The sequence below is a fragment of the Methyloceanibacter sp. genome, assembly GCF_050728395.1.
GTDB lineage: Bacteria > Pseudomonadota > Alphaproteobacteria > Rhizobiales > Methyloligellaceae > Methyloceanibacter.
The window spans coordinates 14,736-35,942 of record NZ_JBOHJB010000025.1; the positions used below are offsets into that span (position 1 = coordinate 14,736).

Below are 21,207 nucleotides of genomic sequence, written 5' to 3' on the forward strand. Positions count from 1 at the left end.
GCAGGTGCGCTAATCGCCGAACAGCCCTTGGATGTCGCCGGCGACACTGTCCTTCTTCGCCTTCGGCTCTGCCGGCCGTGTGGCATTTGCCTCGGCTTCCACATTGTCATCGACATCCTGCTGGGAATCGGGCAGCGCCTTGCCCACCACCACCGAGGCCACCTTCTTGTCGAGGCCGTAAACATCGGCAAAGCTCGTGACCTTGCCGTCGGCGTCGGCGACGGCGGTGAAGTAGGTGGTGTGCACGGGAACGGGGTGGTCCAGGTTGACCGCGCTGTCATTGCCCTTGTCGAGCAGCTCCTGCACCTTCTTCGTATCCCAGCCCTTGTCCTCGGCGAGCAGAATCTCGGCGAGCTTGCTCGGCCGCTCCATGCGGATGCAATTGTGCCCTTCGGCGCGCATCGCCGGCTTGAACAGACCGCGCTTGATGGTGTCGTGCATGTAGACCATGTGCTTGTTGGGATAGACGAACTTGAGTTTGCCCAACACATTGGTCGGCCCCGGCGCCTGGGTGAAGGCAATGCTGGCCATATTCACGCTGCTCCAATTGATGGAGCCAGGATCGACGACTCGGCCGTTATATTTCACCCTCAGGCCGTGCTCGCTCAGGATCGAACCGCCGCCAAACCAGCCGCCGCCGCGCAAGTTCGGCAGGAGGTTCTCCCGCACGATGGTCGGGGGCACGGTCCATTCAGGATTGAATACGATGGTCTGCATGCCGGCGGAGAAGATCGGGGTCGCGTATCTCAACAGGCCCACGACGATTTTGTCTGCATGGATCGTCTTCCCGTCCTTCACCACGTAGAGCATGTACTCCGGCACATTGTCCTGCACGTAGATCTTCCCAAGATCCTCGGGCATCCACCGCCAGCGCTCCATGTTGATGACGATGCGCTGGATGTCGCGCTCGCTCGCCGGCTTCTTGGTGCCGTCCTCGCCGCTGCCGCGGGCCACGAGCAACGCCTGGTGTAAGCGCTGGAACTGCTCATGCTGCGGGTGGAGCGACTGGAGATAGCTATCCGGCGCCGCGGCCGTGGAAATCTCGGTCAGCACGATCTTCGGATCGCGCAAGGGAGGATCGAGGTCGAGCAGGGGGCTGAGGCTCGAGGGATTGACGCGGCCCCCGCGAGCGAAGCGCGCATATTTCAGGACGGCAAGCTGCAGCTTGGTCTCGGCGACCGCCTGCTCGTCCGCCGTCTTCGGCAGGGTGCCGGCCGGCGGAAGTTGGAAGGCTGATGCTGACAGGCCCCAATCGTCGGCCTTGCCGATCTCGTCGATGGTCGCTTGCGCTCTCGCCGAGAATCCCATCAGGGTGACCCACACTGGAGGCCCGCTGCGCTCGGCGTAGAAGGCCTCGAGTGCTGCGAGATCGGCGGGATCGGCGCCTTTGCGCAAAGTCGCATCGGCAAGCTTGCGGCGAATGCCGGCGATGACCGGATCGGCGGCCGGGGCCGGGGCGGCTGCTTCAGCCTGCGGTGGAGCGGGCGCGCTTGGCGGAGCCGCATTGGCCGGGCTTGGCGATGGAACGGCGGCATTGGGGGATGGCGTGGTCGCGCCAGTTGGCGTGGCCGGTTGCTCTGCCGTGGCGACGTCCTCGGCGACACATGCCACCGGAACAAGCACCGCATACACCAGGGCAAGACCACCAGCGACACTGACGGCGATGAAGGATCGTCCGTGCATGTGCGTTTCCCCCGAACCCTGAGAGGTTAGTCCGAGATCGGCGCAACCGCCACTACGATCTCAGCCAGGGCCCAAACGCCAGAGTTGAACCTTTCGTGAAGCCGGAGTCTGCAAGGCCCGGAATTTGAGCCTTTTTAGCTTTGGGAGTGATGCAGGCGGGCAACAGCGAAAACGCCCATCTTGCGGAGTCGCACGCTTCTGTGGACAAGCTGTTCTTAAGGACTATTGACCAGGGCCGCCCGGCGGGCGAGACCGAACCCGTGTGCAATGAATGTCGCCGGATGACGCGGCAGGATTTCCTGCGCGCCGCCCTTGCTCTCACAGCCATGCCGCTGTTGCGGCAGATCCCCACCGTCGCCGCGGCGCCGGCGCCGGACTCGGTCGCGTTGAGCGAGATCGCGCCTGGCGTGTTCGTGCATCAGGGCCGCTACGAGATGCAGTCGCCCGAGAACCAAGGCGACATGGCCAATGCCGGCTTCGTGGTCGGCAGCGACGCGGTCGCCGTGATCGACACGCTGGGCAGCGCCAAAGTTGGGGAGCGCCTGCGCAACGCCGTCCGCGCCGTTACGGACAAGCCGATCCGCTACGTGATCAACACCCACATGCATCCCGACCATGTGTTCGGCAACGCCGCCTTCAAGGAGGACGCCCCGGCCTTCGTTGCCAATCGCAAGCTCGCCCGCGGTCTCGCCTCGCGCGCCGAACGTTATCTCGCCACCAACAAGCGCATGCTTGGAGACGACGCCTTTGCCGGCATCGAAATCGTCCTGCCGACGGTCGCCGTCGACAACACCATGTCGCTCGATCTCGGCGGGCGCACGCTCCTGCTCGAGACTCAGCGGACCGCGCATACCGACAACGACTTGATCGTCACCGACTCGGCGACCGGAACCTTGTTCCTCGGGGATCTCCTGTTCTCGGTGCATGTGCCGACGCTCGACGGCTCGATTGTCGGCTGGCTCGCGGTGATCGATGATTTGAAGAAGCGGAAGGCGCCGCGCGTCGTCCCGGGCCACGGCCCGCACGCCATGGAACTGCCCGCGGCCTTCGATCCGGAGCAGCTTTATCTCGCCGATATTGCCGCCGACGTGCGCAAATTGATCAAGGAGGGCAAGACCTTGGAGGAAGCGACCAAGACCGCCGGCTTCGAGGACCGCGACGCCTGGAAGCTGTTCGATGACTATCACGTGAGGAACGTCACGGCGGCCTTCGCCGAACTCGAATGGGAGTGATATAACTGCGCATGACCATCGAGGAGGATTCGATGCACTGCAAGGTCCTTCGTGCCGGCGGCGGTTTGTTGATGGCGGCGCTTGCCGGCTTGCTCCTGGTCACGGCTTCGCCGGTGCGGGCCGAGGAGGATGTCTGGCCGGCGCTGAAGCAGGTCACGTTCGGCGACCGCGCCATTCAAGCCGAGGACGGCAAGATCATCCTCGATGCGCCGACGACCGCCGATGATGCCTCGCTCGTGCCGATCACCATGCGCGTGCCGCCCGAAGTCCGCGACAACCTCAAATCGCTCACCCTGATCATCGACAAGAACCCGAACCCGGTGGTGGCCAAGTTCGACTTCGGACCAGCGGCCGGGACCGGCGGCGAGCGATCGATCTCGACGCGCGTGCGCATCGACAATTTCTCCCATGTGCGCGCCATCCTCGAGACCGAGGATGGTGGCTTGCATATGGCGACCAAGTTCGTGGCCGCTGCCGGCGGCTGCGGCGCCATGCAGGCCAAGGATCCGGATAGCGAGAACGTCGATCTCGGCAAGATGCTGGTGAAGACCTTCCCGCCGGCGCTCTCTACCGCGCTACTGTTCGAAGGCCAGGTGATGCTCAAGCATCCGAACTCGAACGGCATGCAGCTCGACATCAACACCGGTGGCACGATTCCGGCGCGTTTCGTCAAGGAGATGACGGTGAAGCGCGGGCCTGATCTCGTGTTCCGCATGGAGAGCAGCTTCTCGATCTCGACCAATCCCAATTTCCGCTTCACCTTCGGCCGTGGCGGCGGGGACAACGACCTCGACGTCTCCATGGTCGACACCGACGGCACGGTATTCAAAGCGAAGTCGCAAGCGAGCGGGTCGTAACTTCTCCACGTCGGTTTCCAGCGTGAGCAGTTGAGAGAATGCCCGGCGACTACCAAGCCATCGTCATCGGCGCCGGGCATAACGGGCTCACCTGCGCCTGCTATCTCGCCCGCGCCGGGCTGAAAGTCCTGGTGCTCGAGCGCTACGAGACCTATGGCGGCATGACGGTCTCAGAGGAGCTTGCCGCGCCCGGTTTCCTCTCAGATGTTCACGCGAGCGGTTATCTCGTGGCCAAGCTCACCCCTGCGCCGGACGAGCTTGGGCTCGCCCGCCACGGGCTTGAGCTGATCACGCCAGACCCGAACTGGGCGCAAGTCTTTCCCGACGGCCGCGCCTTCATCATTGGCCGCGATGTGGAGGAGACGGCGCGCAGCATGGCGCAATTCTCGCGCGCCGACGCCGAGGCGTGGCGCGGGCTCTATCGGCGCTATCTCGCGGCGAAGCCCGACATCGTCGCCGGCATGACCTCGACGCCGCCGCCCCTGGCCACGGAGTTCGCGAGCCAGGACGCCGTCGATCAATACCGCTTCCAGTTCCAGAGCGCCCGGTCCTGGGTGGAGGAGACCTTTCAGTCGCCTGAGATGCGATATTTCTTCGCCTCTTGTGCCCTGCATGGCGCGCTTGCCCCCGACGATGCGCTCGGCGCCAATTTCGCCTGGCTGTTTGCCGCCGCGGTGCAGGACGTCGGCGTGAGCATCATCAAAGGCGGCATGCACAATGTGTCGCGCGCGCTTGCCGAAGACCTCGCGTCGCATGGCGGCGAGATCCGCGTCAACTCAGGCGTGAAGAGCATCGCCGTGGAGAAGGGCAGGGCGATTTCAGTCAGGCTCGACGATGGAGAGGTCATTGCGCTCGACGGCGTGCTCGCCTCCAATGTCGATCCCCGCCACCTCGCGCTCGATCTTCTCGGCGAGGCGCAGATCGGCGAGAGCGTTGCCGGCAAGATCAAGCGCTACGATTGGGGACAGTCCTTCTTCGGCATCTACCTCGCGCTCGACGGGCCCGCGCCCTATCGCGCCGGCGCCGCCGCCGACCAGACCGGCTACGTCCATATCGGCGGTCCTTCGCTCGACGATCTCGCCGAGACTTTCGCCCAAGCCCGCGCCGGGCTTCTGCCGCACCGGCCGATGATCGGCGCCATCAACGAGGCAGGGCTCGATCCGAGCCGTGCGCCGTCAGGCAAAGCGCTGATGAAGTTCATCGTTCACTTCGTGCCCTATCGCGTCACCGGAGACGCGAGCGGGCGCATCCGCGGCACCCATTGGGACGATATCAAGAACGCTTACGCCGACGCCATGATCGACATGCTGTCCGAGCACTTTCTGCCGGGATTGCGCGACCGCATCGTCGCCCGCTCGGTGCAGTCGCCGCTCGACTACGAGCGCCGCATCATCAGCGCCGTGCACGGCACCCATCAGCACGGCGCCGTCCTGCCCTATCAGATGGGCGCCATGCGGCCGATTCCTGAATTCGGGTCCTACCGCTCGCCGGTCGCCAATCTCTATCTCTGCGGTGCCGGGAGCCATCCCGGCTCCGGCGTCACCATGGCGCCCGGGCGCAACGCCGCGAAGGTCATCTGCGGCGACCTCGGTCTCGCTTTTGCGGCTTGAGCATGCGAAGAAGCCGCTTGAGCATCGCGGCCGAACCGCCTGATAGGACTCGAAGATCGGGGGAGGGAGGAGTGGGGAATTACTACCGCATCGGCGCGGCCGCCGTGGCCTGGTTCGCCCTCGTCCTGCAATACTACCTCACCGTCACCAAGCCAGGCGCTCCGTTCCTCGAAGCGACCGTCCGCTATTTCAGCTTCTTCACCATCCTTACCAACATTCTCGTCGCACTCGCCCTGACGCTGCCTTGGCTATCGCCGGACTCGAAGCTTGGGAGCTTCTTCGATCGACCGTCGGTGCGCACCGCGATCCTGACCTACATCATCATCGTCGCGGTGATTTATCACTATCTGCTCGCCAAGCTATGGAACCCGCAAGGCTGGGAGCTCCTCGCCGACACCATCGAGCATGTGGTCACGCCCGCGCTCTACGTGATCGACTGGGTGCTGTTCGTGCCGAAGGGTACAGTGAATTTCCGCTCGGCCCTTATCTGGCTCATCTTTCCACTCGCCTATGCCGTCTATTCGCTGATCCGCGGAGCGGTGACCGGCGCCTATCCCTATCCCTTCATCAATGTCGCCGAGTTCGGCTACGACAAGATCCTCATCAATATGGCGGTACTGGTGCTCGTGTTCCTTGGCCTCGGCCTCGCCCTCATCGGCATCGATCGGCGGTTGGGCGGCAACACCACCGCAAAAGCCTCAAGCGCGGCAACCTAACACGGGTAGGGCTCTCGCCGTTAATCCGCTGGTATGACTTGGCCTGCGAAGAGGGGCGGGGGGCCTGATCGGCGTCGCCCCGGCCCGTCTCGCCAATAGGTCCAGCAAGCCAGAAAAGAGCTTGAGTCGATGACGGAGCCGGACCATAGAAGGCATAAGGCCGAACGGATCGAATCGAGGTCCGTCACAAAAATACTGGCTTTGACACCGTCGGGCGCAGGGCAGGCAGGGGCAAAGGGTCGGTCGGAGAGTCCCCATGGCTGAGCTCATCTTCGCGCTTCTGTCGCTTGCGGCACTGTTCGCGCTTGCCATGAACCGTGCGCCGCTTTGGGCCTGGGCGCTCGCTGTCGCAATATTCACCTTGAGCCTGCAAATGGGCCTCGGCTCCGGCCATTTGCACGCGCCGCTGTTCAATTTCTGGGCACTTCTCGGCTGGCTCGTCGCCGGCGGCCTGTTCGCGCTCACCTTCCCGCGCCTCAAGCGCGACTATGTGGTGATGCCGGCCTATCGCGCGCTCAAGGGCGCCATGCCCACGATCTCCGAGACCGAGCGGGAGGCGCTCGAGGCCGGCACCGTCGGCTGGGACGCCGAGCTCTTCTCCGGAACGCCAGACTGGACGCGGCTCCGCAAGGTCAATCCCATTACGCTCACGGCGGAAGAGCGCGCCTTTCTCGATGGCCCCACGGAGGAGCTTTGCCGCAGGATCAACGACTGGCGCATCCGCCACGAGTTGCACGACGTGCCGGAGGACATCTGGCGCTTCGTCCGCGATCAGGGCTTCCTCGGCATGCTCATCTCCAAGGAGCATGGCGGCTTGGGATTCTCGGCGCAGGCGCAATCGCTCGTGCTTGGCAAGATCTCGTCGCGCAGCCCTGACGGCGTCACCATCGTCATGGTGCCGAACTCGCTTGGGCCGGGCGAGCTCATCGAGAAATACGGCACCGAAGCGCAGAAGGCTTATTACCTGCCGCGGCTCGCGCGCGGCGACGAGATTCCCTGCTTTGCGCTCACCGGACCGTTCTCCGGCTCTGACGCCGCGTCGATGCGCGATATCGGCGTCGTCACCAAAGGCTGGCACGAGGGCACGGAGACGCTTGGGCTGAAGCTCACCTGGGACAAGCGCTACATTACGCTGGCCCCCAACGCCACGCTGCTTGGGCTTGCCTTCCGCCTGTTCGATCCCGACAACCTTCTCGGCCGCGGCGAGGATGTCGGCATCACGCTCGCGCTCATCCCCACCGACCACCCCGGTGTCGAGATCGGGCGGCGGCATCTTCCAGCCGGTGCAGCTTTCCCCAACGGCCCGACCTCCGGCAAGGACGTGTTCGTGCCGATCGACTGGATCATCGGCGGCAAGGAGCGGGCAGGGCAGGGCTGGCGCATGCTGATGAGCTGCCTCGCCGCCGGCCGTTCCATCTCGCTGCCGGCGACCAGCGCCGCCGCCGCCAAGTCGCTGCTCCGCACCACGAGCGCCTACGCCCGCATCCGCAAGCAGTTCAACCTGCCGATCGGCTACATGGAGGGCGTGGAGGAGCCGTTGGCGCGCATGGTGGAGAATGCTTATGGGCTCGAGGCCGCCCGCGCCGTCACCGCCTCGATGGTGTCCGCCGGCGAGAAGCCCGCGGTGATCTCGGCACTGCTCAAATACGTGTCGACCGACCGCATGCGGCAAAGCGTGAACGATGCGCTCGACATTCACGGGGGCAGGGGGATTTGCGACGGCCCGTCTAATTACATCCAGGGCGCCTATCAGATGGTGCCAGTCGGCATCACCGTCGAAGGCGCCAATATCCTCACCCGCACGCTGATCACCTTCGCCCAAGGGGCGCTGCGCAGCCATCCTTATCTCTTCACCGAGATCGAGGCGTTGCAGGACCCCGATCAGGATCTGGGCGTGCCCGCGTTCGAGCGCGCCTTCGACGGTCATGTCGCCTTCACCGTGTCGAACATCTTCGGCGCGCTGTTCCACAATCTGACGCTCGGCGCCTTTGCCGGCGCCCCACCCAACGCCGGCTCGACGCGACGCTGGTGGAAGCAGCTTGCGCGGGCCTCGCGTTCCTTCGCGCTCGTCGCCGACGCGACCGTGGCGCTGCTCGGCGGCGGCCTGAAGATGCGGCAGAAGATCACCGGCCGCATGGCCGATGCGCTCGCCGAGCTTTATTTGCTGTCGTGCATCTTGAAGCGCTATGAGGACGACGGCTGCCCGCGCGCCGACCTGAAGCTCGTCGACTACTGCGCCGAGAACTGCCTCTACCGCTTCGACCAGGCGCTTGCCGGCACGCTCGACAATTTTCCGATTCGCTCTGCCGGCGTGGTCATGCGGCCCTTGGTCTTTCCGTTCGGCTTCGCCCGCAATCCTGCGTCGGACAGCGACGGCAAGACGATCGTGCGTGCAGCGCTTCAGCCCGGCGAGTTCCGCGACCGTCTGACCCGCGATGTTTTCAACACCGACGATCCGAGCGATCGGGTCGGGCTGCTCGAACATACGCTGTTGAAGGTCATCGCCGCCGAGGAGGCCGACAAGAAACTCGAGCGCGCTATTCGCAAGGGCGATGTGCACCGCTTCTACAACAATGACTGGATCGCCGAAGCCGAGACGAAGGGCGTGATCTCAGAAGACGAAGCCCGCACGCTCGCCGAGATTCGCGATCTCACGGCCCGCGTGGTCGCCGTCGATCATTTCGACGCGGCCGAGCTCTCGCGCCAACAGCCGGCACAACGCGAAGCGCCGGCCAGTTTTGCTCCTCCTAAAGACCCAATTGCCGCCGAATAGGATGACCATGCCGACGCCGCTTCCCGCACTTCACGACTGGCGCCTCTCCGTCGATTACGAGGGCATCGCCTGGGCGCTTATGGACCGCGAAGGCGAGCGTGTGAACTCGATGGGGCGCCGGCTTACCGAGGAACTCGGCGAGATCGTCAAATGGGCCGAGACCGCCGCCATCCATGGCGAGATCAAGGGCCTGGTGGTGATGAGCGGCAAGCCAACCGGCTTCCTGGTCGGGGCCGACATCCGCGAATTCTCCCGCTTCGCCACCGAGCCGCAAGTCAAGGAGGTGGTGAAGGAGACGCTTGGGCTTTTCGACCGCATCGAGAAGCTGCCGGTGCCGGTCGTCGTTGCCATTCATGGCTTCTGCCTCGGTGGCGGACTCGAGCTCGCGCTCGCCTGCCACTACCGCATCGCCGACCGCGAGGAGGGCACGCGCCTCGGCTTCCCAGAGGTGAAGCTCGGCATCTTCCCCGGCCTCAACGGCACGGTGCGATCGATTCAAGTTGCCGGCCCCATGGACGCCATGACCGCCATGCTGACCGGGAGGATGCTCAGGCCGGCCGCGGCGAAGGCCATGGGCCTGATCGATCAGGTGGTGCCAACCCATCACAATCTCCGCTGGGCGGCCCGCAAGGCCGTGCTGCAGAAGCGCCGCTCCAAGGGCGCGCCCTGGTGGAAGCAGATGATGCTGAAGCAGCCGGTGCGCTCGTTGCTCGCCAAGCAGATGCGCGCCAAGACCGCGGAGAAAGTGCGCGAGGACCATTACCCCGCGCCTTACCGGCTGATCGACCTCTTCGAGCAGTACGGCGACGATCCGGCCCGCATGCGCGCGGCCGAGACCGAGATCTTCGCGCCGCTGATGGCGAGCGACACCTCGCGCAATCTCCGCCGCGTGTTCATGCTCTCCGAGATGCTGAAGGACGAGGCGCCGAAGAACGGCTTCAAGCCGAAATTCGTGCATGTCGTCGGCGCCGGCACCATGGGGGGCGACATCGCCGCCTGGTGCGTGGTGTGCGGCATGCAGGCGAGCTTGCAGGACCTCGACGAGGGCCAGCTCAAGAAGGCTCTCGCCCGTGCCAAGTTGCTGTTCACGAGGCAGCTCCGCGGCAAGGCTGCGATCGACGCAGCGGTCGCCCGCCTCATCGCCGACCCGAAAGGCAAGTACATCAAGCACGCCGATGTGGTGATCGAGGCGATCGTAGAGAAGCTCGACGTCAAGCAGAAGCTGTTCCACGACCTTGAAGCCGAAATGAAGCCGGGCGCCGTGCTTGCCACCAATACGTCATCGCTCAGTATCGAAGACATCGCCAAGCCGCTGAAAGATCCGGGCCGGCTCGTCGGCATCCATTTCTTCAATCCCGTGGCACAGCTTCCGCTGGTCGAGGTGGTGCGCGGGGAGAGGACGCGTGAGGAGGAGGTGCGCAAGGCGACTGCCTTCGTCGCCGCCATCAAGAAGCTGCCTTTGATCGTCAAGAGCTGCCCCGGCTTTCTCGTCAATCGCGTGCTGACCCCGTACATGATGGAGGCGGTGCGCCGTTACGCGGAAGGAACGCCGCGCGACAAGATCGATCAGGCCGCGCTCAAATTCGGCATGCCGATGGGGCCGCTCGAGCTCATGGACCTGGTGGGTCTCGACATCGCCAACAAGGTCGGCGCCGAGCTTGGCTCAGGCACGCCGCAGGACAACCCGCTGTCCAGGCTGGTGAGCGCCGGCAAGCTCGGCAAGAAGACCGGCGAAGGTTTCTATTTGTGGGAGAACGGCAAGCCCAAGCGTGGCGAGACGAAATACGACAACGCCGAGCTCGACCGTCTCGGCCGCGAGCTGATCAAGCCCATGCTCGACGAATGCGAACGCGCGCTCGCCGATGGGATCGTGACCAATGAAGATCACGTCGATGCCGGGGTGATCTTCGGCACCGGCTTTGCGCCCTTCCGCGGCGGGCCTTTGCATTACCGCCGCAGCCAAGAGGCCGCAGCCACTGCGGCGCAAGCGGCGTGAGCGGCGAAGGAGTCTCCAAGCCATCATGAAGGAACAAGGGATGCGGCGTGTCGCGGTGCTCGGCGGAGTACGGATCCCGTTCTGCCGCTCGCATACGGCCTATGCCGAATTGTCCAATCTCGACATGCTGACCGCGGCGCTCGCCGGCCTGATCGACCGCTTCTCGCTCAACGGCGCGCATATCGACGAGGTGGTCGGCGGCGCCGTCGTCACCCACGCCAAGGACTGGAACCTCGCGCGCGAGGTGGTGATCGGCAGCGCACTCGCGCCCACCACGCCGGCCATCACCATGATGCAGGCCTGCGGCACGAGCCTGCAGGGCGCGCTTGGGCTTGGCGCCAAGATCGCGACCGGCCAGATCGACTGCGGCATTGCGCTTGGCTCCGACACCACGAGCGATGCGCCGATCGTGTTCAAGCGGAGCTTCGCCCAGCGGCTCGTGCAGCTCTCACGGGCAAGAAGCTTCGGCGAGAAGCTTGCCGTGTTCAAAGGCTTCACCCCGGCGGAGCTTGCCCCGCAGCCACCCTCCACCTCGGAGCCGCGCACCGGCTTGAGCATGGGCGAGCATTGCGAGCTGATGGCCAAGGAATGGGGAATCACCCGCGAGGCTGAAGACCTGCTCGCCTATGAAAGCCACAAGAAGGCGGCTGCCGCCTACGACCAGGGGTTCATGGACGATTTGGTGATTCCCTGCGCCGGCGTATTCCGCGACAACAACCTCCGCGAGGACATCTCGCTTGAGAAGATGGCGGAGCTGAAGCCCGTCTTCGACCGGGCCGGCGGCACCATCACCGCAGCCAACTCAACCCCGCTCACCGACGGCGCGTCCACCGTGCTGCTGGCCTCCGAGGAATGGGCGGCGAAGCGCAATCTTCCGGTGCAGGCCTATTTGACCTTCGGGCGCACCGCCGCCGTCGACTATGTGGCTGGCGAGGGGCTTCTGATGGCGCCGACCGTTGCCGTCAGCGACCTCCTGAAGGAGAGCAACCTGACACTGCAAGACTTTGATTATTATGAGATTCACGAGGCGTTCGCGGCCCAGGTGCTTGCCACCTTGAAGGCCTGGGAATCTGACGACTATTGCCGCAACCGGCTCGGGCGCGACCGGGCGCTTGGCTCGATCGACAGAGCGAAACTCAACGTCAAAGGCTCGAGCATCGCCTTCGGCCATCCGTTTGCCGCGACCGGCGCTCGCATTCTGGCAGTTCTCGCCAAGCTGTTGCATACTGAAGGCGGCCGTCGCGGCTTGATTTCGGTGTGCACGGCAGGGGGCATGGGGGTCGCCGCCATCCTCGAAGGAGCGGGATCGGCTGGTCCGGCCCAGGGGACAATGGCTTGAGCCGTGGTAGACTGCGGGCCGAAGAGCCATACAATGGCCTCATAAAGGCCCGATTAGGAACCGGGGGCGTAAGCTTAAATATCGTCGGCGTCTTTTGCGCCGTCGGCGCGACAGTTTTGGAGGAGGTGCTCTTATGAAGCATCGCACATTCGCCCCGGCAGTCGGAGCCCTGGCCGCCCTGTTTCTGGCAGCCGGCGTGCCCTCTTATGCCTCCGCCGCCGACCCATCCGGCATTTGGGCCAAGGATGACGGATCGGCGAAGATGGAGGTGAGGAAATGCGGCCGTGGCATCTGTAGCAAGATCGTCTGGCTGAGAGACCCCAACGATTCGCGTGGGCGACCGCTGCATGACGCCCGGAACGAGAATACTTCCATGCGCGACAGGCCGATCATCGGCCTTTCCTTGTTTTCCAGCATGGTGGTGATCGATTCGAGCACCTGGCAGGGCAGCGTCTACAATCCCGAAGAGGGAAGGATCTATACCGACGTCAAGGTGACGCTCGCTTCGCGCAACCAGATCGTGCTCAAAGGCTGCAAGGCCTGGCTGCTTTGCGGCGAGAAATACTGGACGCGGTCCAAGCTTCCGCCCACCGAGGCCGCACCAGAGCCCATCGAAGTAAAGGCGCCGGGCGAGGCGGTTGAGCCTGCCGAGCCCGCTGTCCCCGAGGCGCAGAAGCCGATCGAGGTCAAAGCAACCGAACCTCCGGCAATGGATATGGCTCCGAAGGCCCCCATGGATATGGCTCCGAAGGAGACCATGGAGACGGCTTCGAAGCCGCCCATGGATATGGCTCCAAAGTCCATGCCGAAGCCAGAGGCGCCCGTCATGGAAGCCGCGCGCGAGCCGATCGCCGAGCCGCCGGCGCCGAAGCCGATCGCCACCCCGCTTGCCGTTGGACCCGCGTCGGAAGCGACAACCGTCGAAGAGAGGGTCTCGGTCGCGCCTCCCAGGCAGAGATCGGTGTCGCCGGCCGCCTCCCAGCACAACGCGGTCGGGCTTGGGCTCGTCACCACGCCGACAAGTCACCCCGATCCATTGCCGCTCTCCGGCGACAACGTCTCGAGCATGATGGTGATGACCAAGCCTGCGCCAGTGGGGGCCAAGCCGGCACCCGTGGCCACGCCAGAGCCTGAGGTCAGCGAGGCGAGCGTCGCATCAGCCGTCGACGAAGATCCGCCAGCACCGGCCGCGGCAAAGCCAAAGCCGAAGCCGAAGACGCTATCGGCCGATGCCTCTGAGTCCGCCTCCGCCGCAGCTGCGCCGCGGGTGGTCAAGGTGAAGCCGAAGGCAAGGCCGAAGGAGGAGCCTGAGGAGGTTCTGCCTTGGCTCAGGCCCCGCTAGGCCAACGCGTTCACTTAAGCTGATCGGCTCTTCGCCGCCCGCTCGGCGCGGAGCTCTTTCTTCGAGTGCTTGCCCACCAGCGTCTTGGGGAGCTCATCGCGGAACTCGATCTCGGCCGGCAATTCGATCTTTGACAGCCGGGGCCTCAGGAACTCGAGCAGCTCCGCTTGCGTGGCCCGCGCTCCCTCCTTCAACTTAACGAAAGCCTTCGGCGCCTCCCCGCGATAGGCATCGGGAACGCCGATCACGGTCGTCTCTTCGACCGCAGGATGTTCGTAGAGAACATCCTCGATCCGCCGCGGATAGACCTTGAAGCCGGAGGCGTTGATCATGTCCTTGATGCGATCGACGATGAAGATGAAGCCCTCTTCGTCCATGTAGCCGACATCGCCCGTGCGGAAGAACCGCCCGACAAACGCGTTCTCGGTCTCCTCCGGCTTGTTCCAATAGCCGGCCATGACCTGCGGCCCAGCAATGCAGATCTCGCCGGCTTCGCCTCGCTCGACTTCGACGTTAGGGTCCTCGAGCGAGCGAATGCTGAACTCCGTGCCTGGGAGCGGCAGGCCGATCGACCCTTCCTTTGGCGGGCGGTCGTGCGGGTTGCAGGCCGCGACCGGCGAGGTTTCGCTCAAACCGTAGCCCTCGGTCAGCTTGCAGCCGGCCACCGCCTCGAAGCCGCGTTTCACCTCGATCGGCAGCCCGGCGCCGCCGGAGATGCAGAATTCGAGCGAGGTGAGATCGAAATCGCGGATCCGCGGGTGCTGCAGCATGGCGTTGTAGAGGGTGGGCACCCCGGGCATCATTTTCGGCTTGAGCCTGGTGATCAGCTTCAAAGTCTCGATCAGTTCGAAGCGCGGCAAGAGGATCATCTCCATGCCCTGGCCGATGCCGAAATTCATCACCGTGGTCATGGCGAACACGTGGAAGAGCGGCAGAACGCCGATGATCCGGTCGCCTTCCCGCATGGTTTGTCCGCGCCAGGCCATCACCTGCCGCACATTGATCGAGAGATTGGCGTGGGTGAGCATGGCGCCCTTGGGCGTTCCCGTCGTGCCGCCGGTATATTGCAGGACGGCGACCGCATCGGTTCCGATCGCGGGTCTCCGGTAGTCGCCGTCATTGGCGAGAAGGTCCATCTCGGCAACGATCTTGGCCTTATGCGGCGATTTCCCGATTTGGGCGAGCGTCGGCCCGCGGCGAAGCTTCATGCCCACGGCCTTCAGCTTCGGCAGAAGCGCGGCGAAGCTTGCTACCACCGCCTTATCGAGGGCGCCGCTCGCAAGCAGCGCCTCGACCTTTTCGAAGGTGACGGCAAGATCGAGCGTCACCATGATCTTGGCGCCGCTGTCGCGGGCCTGTAGTTCGATCTCCTCCTGGCTGTACAGCGGATTGAAATTGACGACCGTGCCGCCAGCCTTGAGGATCCCGTTGTAGAAGACGACGAAAGTCGGTGAGTTGGGCATCAACAGCCCCACTTTCACGCCTTCGCCGACGCCGAGCGCCTGGAGGCCCTTGGCCGCCTGGTCCGAGAGCCGGCCGATTTCGGCAAAGCTCAGCCTCTTGCCCATGAAGTAGGTGCAGGGCAGCGCGCCATGGGCCGCTACGGCGGCGTCGAGCAGGCTCGTGAGCAGGACCGGCCGGATGTCCATGCCCCAGTCGATGTCCTTGGGGTAGGCCTTGAGCCACGGATAATCGTCCCCGGAAATCTTTCCGCGGGCCCGCGAACGCGCTGGAGTTAATTCGGGTTTAGCCATGACGCAGGTGCCGCCTTAGCGTCTTTTTAGCCTCTTTCCGGTTAAGTGCCAGGAAGCGGCGGAAAAATTGGAGGCAATCGGCCGCAGGGCCTCTCATTCACCTAGAATCGACCCCTACTATATCACGGCCGGAAGCCGGACGTCCGGTAAGCGGTCCGGCGAGCAGGCTTCGCGATTATGCTGAAACCGTGGCGCGGTAGGCAAAAAAAGGCCAATTTTGTTGGCGATGAGAGCCCGCAATGGGCGGCTGAATCGAGCAAGGACGCCGTAGACTCGCCTAGTTTTTAAGTCTATTCCAATACCTGATTTGCCCTCGATAACGCTATGAATTGGCGGGAGGGCCTTTGGACACGGACCCCGCAAACGGGGCAGGGAGAGCGATATGGACGATGTGGCTACCAAGATCATCGAGATTCTGCGCAAGAACATGAAGGATCCGTCGAAGGCGGTCACGCTGGAAACACCCTTGAGCGAGCTTGAAATCGAATCGCTTGATCTCGCGGTAATCGTGTTCGATATTGAAGATACATTCGGGATCGAGATCCCCTATAATGCGAATGAAGAGGTAGAGGCGTTCGCGACGGTGGGATCCGTCGTCGATCGCGTGAAGAGCATTATCGCAGAGACGAAGGCTTCGGGCGCAGCCGCTTGACAGGCCTATCCGCCCGGGACCTCCCTGGGCACTTGAAATCTCCGGAGTTACATTCGCTGGTATGACACATTCTAATGGGCGCCGCCGCGTCGTGGTCACTGGCCAGGGCGTGGTTACTCCTTTGGGCACTGGCGTAGATCGTTTTTGGGCAGCGCTCAAGAACGGCGAGTGCGGCATTCGCCAAGTTCAAGGTTTCTCAACCGAAGATCTCTACATCACCATCGCCGGTGAAATTCCGGATTTCGATCCGAAGGAGCGGCTGCAGTCGAAGCCGCTCATGCTGGCGGACAAATATTCGCAATACGCCGGCTGCGCGGCGCAGGAAGCCGTCGCTCAGTCGAAGCTCGAGCTGCCGCTCAAGGATAACGAGAGCTACCGCTCGGCCTGCATCATCGGTTCCGGCGTTGGCGGCCTGACCACGCTCGAATTTTCCTACAAAATGCTGTTCAAGGAGAATAAGCGCGCCACCCATCCGCTGACCCTGCTCAAGGCGATCGGCAGCTCGGCATCGGCTCATGTCAGCATCGAATACGGCATCAAAGGCCCGACCTTCGGCGTGGTGAGCGCTTGTGCGACGGCGACGCACGCGATCGGCCTGACCTACCGCATGATCCGCGAAGGCCTCGTCGATTTCGGTATTGCCGGCGCCGCCGAAGCTTCGTTGAATTGGGGCGCCACCCGCGCCTGGCAGGCGATGCGGGTGCTGAGCCCCGACGGACTATTTCCTTTCGCCAAGAGGCGGAACGGCACCGTGCTGGCGGAAGGCGCAGGCATTCTGATGCTCGAGGAATATGAGCGCGCCAAGGCCCGCGGCGCTCCCATTCTCGCCGAGCTGATGGGCTACGGCATGACGGCTGACGCCGCCGACATGGTCAATCCGTCGATCGACGGGGCGTCAATGGCCATGCAGATTGCGCTCGACGATGCTGCCGTGTCCCCGGGCGATATCGACTATGTCAACGCGCACGGCACCGCCACCGCCGTGAACGACATAAACGAGACCCGCGCCATCAAGCGCGTGTTCGGCACCGCCGCGAACAAGCTGTCGATCTCTTCCACCAAATCCATGCATGGCCATTGTCTCGGCGCCGGCGGCGGCATCGAGGCGGTCGCCGCGGTCAAGGCCATCGAGGAGAAATTCGTACCGGCGACGGTCGGCCTCGACGAGGTCGATCCGGAATGCGACCTCGACTACACCCCGAATGTGGGCCGCAGGCGCGAGGTCAACTACGCCATGTCCAACTCCTTCGCCTTCGGGGGCCTGAATGCGGTCCTCGTGTTTGGACCGCCGCCGGCCTAAGTCCTTAATTCCTCACGCTGATCTGGCAGCCAAGCAGGGTCTTGCGCGTGCCGAAGCCCGGTCGCCGCCGGCGCCAAGGGGCACAACTGCCGCGCGCCCTTTGGGGCGATTGATCGGAATGCTGTTGCCCGACATAATGCGCGGGCAGCAAATTGGAGGGGGCCCTGGATGTCCGGATCCTTGAGGCCGGCGCGCCTTGCGCTAATTGGCGCCCTGTTGGCTCTCGCTTGCATCTTTCCAGTTCATGACGTCCGCGCCGGAAACGAACTCCTCGAGCAGCAGCGACTGCTCTGGGTGCTTGGCTACGGAACCAGCATCGATGGCAAGCCGGGCACCGACACGAGCCAAGCTATTGCCAAATTTCTCGGCCAGGAGCGGAAGGGGAACTCACTCGAAGGCAGCGCGCTGACAGAAGCGCTCAAAGAGGTCGCCGACAAGCGGTTCGAAGATCGGCGCGCGGAGGTGAGAAAGCCGGTCATCAAGACCTCGCTTCCGATCGATAGCAACGAATTCATTTTCGTGTCGGAGCAGCACAATTTGCTTCTCGCCGGCAGCTGCGGCAAGGTCCACGTGTTCCGCTTGGACAATCTCCGGCCCATCGATCATCTCGTCGGCAGGAACTGCCGTTCGACAGTTGCGTATTCCGAAAAGCACAATAGCCTGTTTGAGACCTACGGCGATGGTGTGGTGACGCGCGACGTCGAAACCGGTCTTGCAACCGACTTCTACGCCGCGAGCGACTTCGGCTCGGCTGGCCAGGGCGTACTCCTTCCCGATGAATCAGGGCTTATTGTTGCCCGCAGCTTTGCCGGCCCGGCGGGCGTCGAAGCGGTAGTGTCGCATCTCGACTTGAGCGGTTCGCGCGCCTTCACCCCACTCTTCCGTCACCGCCAGAAGCTGAGCCTCAACAGCCTCAGCATGACGCCCGACGGCCACTACGCCCTGAGCGTCGGAACGGCAACCGACCAGCCATCGCAAACGATCGTCTACGATATGCAGACGCGCAAGGTGGTTCGCGAATATGCCGCCGGCCAGGCCGATTTCGCCAACAGCAACGATCTCGTCGTCCTGACCTTCGCCCAGAAGGATGATAACCACCGCATCGAGATTAGGGACGTGCGCAGCAACAAACTCGTCAGCAGCAAGATCATTCCCCATCTCTTCAATGCGGAAGCTTATGGGCAATCAGGCTCGGAGGCTCACAGTCTAAGCTTTCTGGATGACGACAAGACGCTGGCCTACGCCACGTTGAACGACACGACAGGCACGATCCAAGCCTGGGACATTGGCACGGGCGCCGTTAAAGACCTTCTCAAGCTGCCGCTCTCTTGGAGCAGCGTCCTGGATATTCGCCCCAAGATGAATCGCGTCCTCATATCGGCCCCGTCTGGGGTCGAGAGCCACGCGCTCAATGGCGGCGAGGAAGAGGCCTCCTCGAAGACCAAGCCGAGCGCGGCGGCCTTCGCCGAGCTTTCCCCCGACAAGAAGACGTTGGCGATAGTGGCCGGCGGCGGCGACTACGATGTCAGCAACCGCTTATGGATCATGGATCTCGAAAGCGGATCGATTCGCGCGAGCATCACCTTCGACAAGAAATACGGCCAGGTGTCGGAGGCCAGGTTCCGCGGGACGGCGGCGGAGTTGATCGTGACCACAGGCCAAGGGCAACTTCTGTTCGTCGATGCCGCCACAGGCAATATCACGCGTGATCTCGACCTGAAGTCAGGTGACCGCACCTACTTCGTGGGTTTCGACGTCAGCCGCCACGGCGACCTCGCGGCGGTGACCATGAATGATGACTTGATCAGACTGGTCGACCTCGACAGCGGCAAGATCGTGCAGACGATGAAGCCGTCCGACAAGAACATGGCAGGAAACGTTCTGGCCTTTGTCGACAACGACCGCAGGTTGTTGTCGGGGAACTTTCATCTCGACGCGTTCGATGTCGCGTCAGGACGGAAGCTCTTCAGCAAGGAGCTGATCAAATACACCAACGGCCGCACCTATTACCGCATGAGCGTCAATCACGTTGCCAAAGCGGACGCCACCGGCAGCGCTTACTGGGTTGGCGCGTACGGAATCGTCGCGGGAGGGGGCTTCTTCAAATACTCCGACGGCAAGATTGTCGCGAGTTACGGCGCAGACCACGATAACCGAACCTTTCGTAGTGGAGAGTCCAAGGCCGCCACACCGCTGGAAGACGGCTGGATGGCTTGGACCGAAAACGGCGCGGTGTCGGTCACCGAGCCCGAATATCAGCTCTGGCCAATAAAGGAGGTCTACGAAGCGCACGCCGCGGAGATCGTCCTAGTCGACACCCTGGCCGATGGCCGGCTTCTCTCCGTGGCCAAGGACGGGACAGTGCACATAAACGAGCGCAAAAAGGAAGCGCCCCAGATAGTCACTCAGCTCTACGAGGACGGCAGTTGGCTGACGCGCACGCCGGCTGGCTTTTTTGCCGGCACTCAGCCTGCGGCGCGCCTGCTCTACGTCAGGGATGACTACAAAGACGTCCATACCATAGACAGCCTGTACGATACGCTCTATCGACCGGATTTGATCGTCGAAGCCATGCGCGGCGATCCTTCGGGGAAGCTGCGCGAGATTTCCGGGCGCGTTAATCTGGCCACGCTATTTGCCGGCGGTTCGCCTCCGAGCGTGCAAATCGTGTCGCCGGCGGATGGCGCGCAGGCTTCCGCCGATTCCATAGACGTCACCGCCGCGATCCGGAATGGTGAGCAAGGCACTGGACGGATCGAATGGCGGGTCAATGGCATAACACTCGGCCTCGACCGCGGGCTTGAGCGCGTCGAGGCGCAATCGGTTGCCGGGGCCACGCAGATTACCAAACGTCTCTGGCTCGAGCCGGGCGAGAACTTGATCGAAGTCGTCGCCTATAACCGATCCGATGCGATTGCCGCCGACCCAGCGAGCATCAAAGTGGAATGGCCTTCATCGGGAACCGAAGACGCACCCACGCTGCATGTCCTCGCCGTCGGAGTAAACGACTATTGGGATAGCCGACTGCAGCTCACTTACGCTAAGCCTGACGCCGACGCGGTGGCCAGCGCATTCCGGGAGGCGGGCAAGGGTCTGTATAAATCGGTAGAGGTGACGGAGCTTGTGGACGGCGAGGTCAACAATGATTCGCTGGAACAGACATTTGCGGATCTTTCCAACAAAGTGCGTCCGCGCGATGTCTTCGTCTTCTTCCTGGCCGGGCACGGCAAGACCGTCGACGGACATTATTATTTCATTCCACAGAACTTCCGCTACTCCGGGGAGAAATCCATTGTCGAGCAGGGCGTCGGTCAGGAGAAATGGCAGGCTTGGTTCTCTAAGATTGCCGCCCGCAAGAGCATCCTTCTCTATGACACCTGCGAAAGCGGTTCGTTGACGCAAGACGGGCCGCTGGTGCGAGGACTGGAACGCGTCGCCGCGCTCGAGAGGCTCACGCGCGCGATGGGCCGAACGATTCTCTCTGCGGCGCAAGACGAACAGCCAGCGCTGGAAGGCTATCACGGGCATGGTGTTTTCACCTTCGCCCTGCTCGACGCGCTACAGCGGGCCGACACCAACAACAATAACCTGATCGAGATCACCGAATTCGCAGGTTATGTGGACGCACAGGTCCCCGAAGTCTCGTACCAGGCCTTCGGCGTTCGGCAGGTTCCACAAATGAAGATCGTCGGGTCAAACTTCTCCCTTGCGCATCAGACCGCCCTGCAGGCCGAGACCGGGATGGCGCAGGTCATATCCAAGAAGCCGACGCATGTGGTGATGAAGCTGTCCGACATTTACCAAATGCCGGACGCCGGTCATCCACTCGGCCAACTTGCGCCGGGGACCCTCGTGACCTTGCTCAAGAAGGAGCAGGGCTGGAGCCTGGTGGCCAAGGATGGAGTGCAGCTCGGCTTCGTGAACGACGACAGCCTGGTCCCCGCCCAATAGGT

At 63.3% G+C, this 21,207-nt stretch carries 13 protein-coding genes; 11 read left to right on the forward strand and 2 right to left on the reverse strand.

Annotated elements, in window-relative coordinates:
* Positions 1-9 precede the first annotated feature (9 nt).
* A complete protein-coding gene (locus ACREC7_RS06510) occupies positions 10-1,683 on the reverse strand; it encodes a L,D-transpeptidase family protein (protein WP_431554881.1) in 1,674 nt (557 codons plus the stop codon).
* Between the two features lie 281 nt (positions 1,684-1,964).
* On the opposite strand from ACREC7_RS06510, the gene ACREC7_RS06515 reads away from it, so the two are divergent.
* The 8 genes from ACREC7_RS06515 (at position 1,965) to ACREC7_RS06550 (ending at position 13,548) form a co-directional block, all read left to right on the forward strand.
* The gene (locus tag ACREC7_RS06515) at positions 1,965-2,915 is read left to right on the forward strand and encodes a quinoprotein relay system zinc metallohydrolase 2 (RefSeq protein WP_431554882.1); all 951 of its coding nucleotides are present in this window, start codon (positions 1,965-1,967) and stop codon (positions 2,913-2,915) included.
* A gap of 32 nt (positions 2,916-2,947) precedes the next feature.
* Positions 2,948-3,772, forward strand: a complete 825-nt coding sequence (locus ACREC7_RS06520) for a quinoprotein dehydrogenase-associated SoxYZ-like carrier (protein ID WP_431554883.1) — start codon at positions 2,948-2,950, stop codon at positions 3,770-3,772.
* A 38-nt stretch (positions 3,773-3,810) separates the two neighbouring features.
* On the forward strand, positions 3,811-5,382 hold the full coding sequence (locus tag ACREC7_RS06525; protein WP_431554884.1) for a phytoene desaturase family protein: 1,572 nt from the start codon (positions 3,811-3,813) through the stop codon (positions 5,380-5,382).
* Between the two features lie 71 nt (positions 5,383-5,453).
* Entirely contained in the window at positions 5,454-6,098 is a 645-nt protein-coding gene (locus ACREC7_RS06530; protein ID WP_431554885.1) for a Pr6Pr family membrane protein, read from the forward strand.
* Between the two features lie 256 nt (positions 6,099-6,354).
* A complete protein-coding gene (locus tag ACREC7_RS06535) occupies positions 6,355-8,871 on the forward strand; it encodes an acyl-CoA dehydrogenase (protein WP_431554886.1) in 2,517 nt (838 codons plus the stop codon).
* Between the two features lie 7 nt (positions 8,872-8,878).
* The gene (locus tag ACREC7_RS06540; RefSeq protein ID WP_431554887.1) at positions 8,879-10,867 is read left to right on the forward strand and encodes a 3-hydroxyacyl-CoA dehydrogenase NAD-binding domain-containing protein; all 1,989 of its coding nucleotides are present in this window, start codon (positions 8,879-8,881) and stop codon (positions 10,865-10,867) included.
* A gap of 40 nt (positions 10,868-10,907) precedes the next feature.
* Positions 10,908-12,206, forward strand: coding sequence for an acetyl-CoA C-acetyltransferase (locus ACREC7_RS06545; RefSeq protein ID WP_431554888.1), 1,299 nt, complete (start codon positions 10,908-10,910; stop codon positions 12,204-12,206).
* Between the two features lie 133 nt (positions 12,207-12,339).
* Complete coding sequence (locus tag ACREC7_RS06550) at positions 12,340-13,548, forward strand: DUF2147 domain-containing protein (protein ID WP_431554889.1); 1,209 nt, start codon at positions 12,340-12,342, stop codon at positions 13,546-13,548.
* Between the two features lie 14 nt (positions 13,549-13,562).
* On the opposite strand, the gene ACREC7_RS06555 is transcribed toward ACREC7_RS06550, so the two are convergent.
* On the reverse strand, positions 13,563-15,302 hold the full coding sequence (locus ACREC7_RS06555; protein ID WP_431554890.1) for a long-chain-fatty-acid--CoA ligase: 1,740 nt from the start codon (positions 15,300-15,302) through the stop codon (positions 13,563-13,565).
* 382 nt (positions 15,303-15,684) lie between these two features.
* Between ACREC7_RS06555 and ACREC7_RS06560 the strand changes: the two genes are divergently transcribed.
* The 3 genes from ACREC7_RS06560 to ACREC7_RS06570 all read left to right on the forward strand — a co-directional run bounded on the left by ACREC7_RS06560 (position 15,685) and on the right by ACREC7_RS06570 (position 21,205).
* On the forward strand, positions 15,685-15,954 hold the full coding sequence (locus ACREC7_RS06560) for an acyl carrier protein (protein WP_424391253.1): 270 nt from the start codon (positions 15,685-15,687) through the stop codon (positions 15,952-15,954).
* A gap of 61 nt (positions 15,955-16,015) precedes the next feature.
* Positions 16,016-17,254, forward strand: a complete 1,239-nt coding sequence (locus tag ACREC7_RS06565) for a beta-ketoacyl-[acyl-carrier-protein] synthase family protein (RefSeq protein ID WP_431554891.1) — start codon at positions 16,016-16,018, stop codon at positions 17,252-17,254.
* A 294-nt stretch (positions 17,255-17,548) separates the two neighbouring features.
* Entirely contained in the window at positions 17,549-21,205 is a 3,657-nt protein-coding gene (locus ACREC7_RS06570) for a caspase family protein (RefSeq protein WP_431554892.1), read from the forward strand.
* Positions 21,206-21,207: the final 2 nt, after the last annotated feature.

What these genes read in the sequence shown, in the direction of transcription:
- ACREC7_RS06510 (WP_431554881.1), bottom strand. Translation starts at nt 1,683, where the DNA reads ATGCACGGACGATCCTTCATCGCCGTCAGTGTCGCTGGTGGTCTTGCC.
- ACREC7_RS06515 (WP_431554882.1), top strand. Translation starts at nt 1,965, where the DNA reads ATGACGCGGCAGGATTTCCTGCGCGCCGCCCTTGCTCTCACAGCCATG.
- ACREC7_RS06520 (WP_431554883.1), top strand. Translation starts at nt 2,948, where the DNA reads ATGCACTGCAAGGTCCTTCGTGCCGGCGGCGGTTTGTTGATGGCGGCG.
- ACREC7_RS06525 (WP_431554884.1), top strand. Translation starts at nt 3,811, where the DNA reads ATGCCCGGCGACTACCAAGCCATCGTCATCGGCGCCGGGCATAACGGG.
- ACREC7_RS06535 (WP_431554886.1), top strand. Translation starts at nt 6,355, where the DNA reads ATGGCTGAGCTCATCTTCGCGCTTCTGTCGCTTGCGGCACTGTTCGCG.
- ACREC7_RS06540 (WP_431554887.1), top strand. Translation starts at nt 8,879, where the DNA reads ATGCCGACGCCGCTTCCCGCACTTCACGACTGGCGCCTCTCCGTCGAT.
- ACREC7_RS06545 (WP_431554888.1), top strand. Translation starts at nt 10,908, where the DNA reads ATGCGGCGTGTCGCGGTGCTCGGCGGAGTACGGATCCCGTTCTGCCGC.
- ACREC7_RS06550 (WP_431554889.1), top strand. Translation starts at nt 12,340, where the DNA reads ATGAAGCATCGCACATTCGCCCCGGCAGTCGGAGCCCTGGCCGCCCTG.
- ACREC7_RS06555 (WP_431554890.1), bottom strand. Translation starts at nt 15,302, where the DNA reads ATGGCTAAACCCGAATTAACTCCAGCGCGTTCGCGGGCCCGCGGAAAG.
- ACREC7_RS06560 (WP_424391253.1), top strand. Translation starts at nt 15,685, where the DNA reads ATGGACGATGTGGCTACCAAGATCATCGAGATTCTGCGCAAGAACATG.
- ACREC7_RS06565 (WP_431554891.1), top strand. Translation starts at nt 16,016, where the DNA reads ATGACACATTCTAATGGGCGCCGCCGCGTCGTGGTCACTGGCCAGGGC.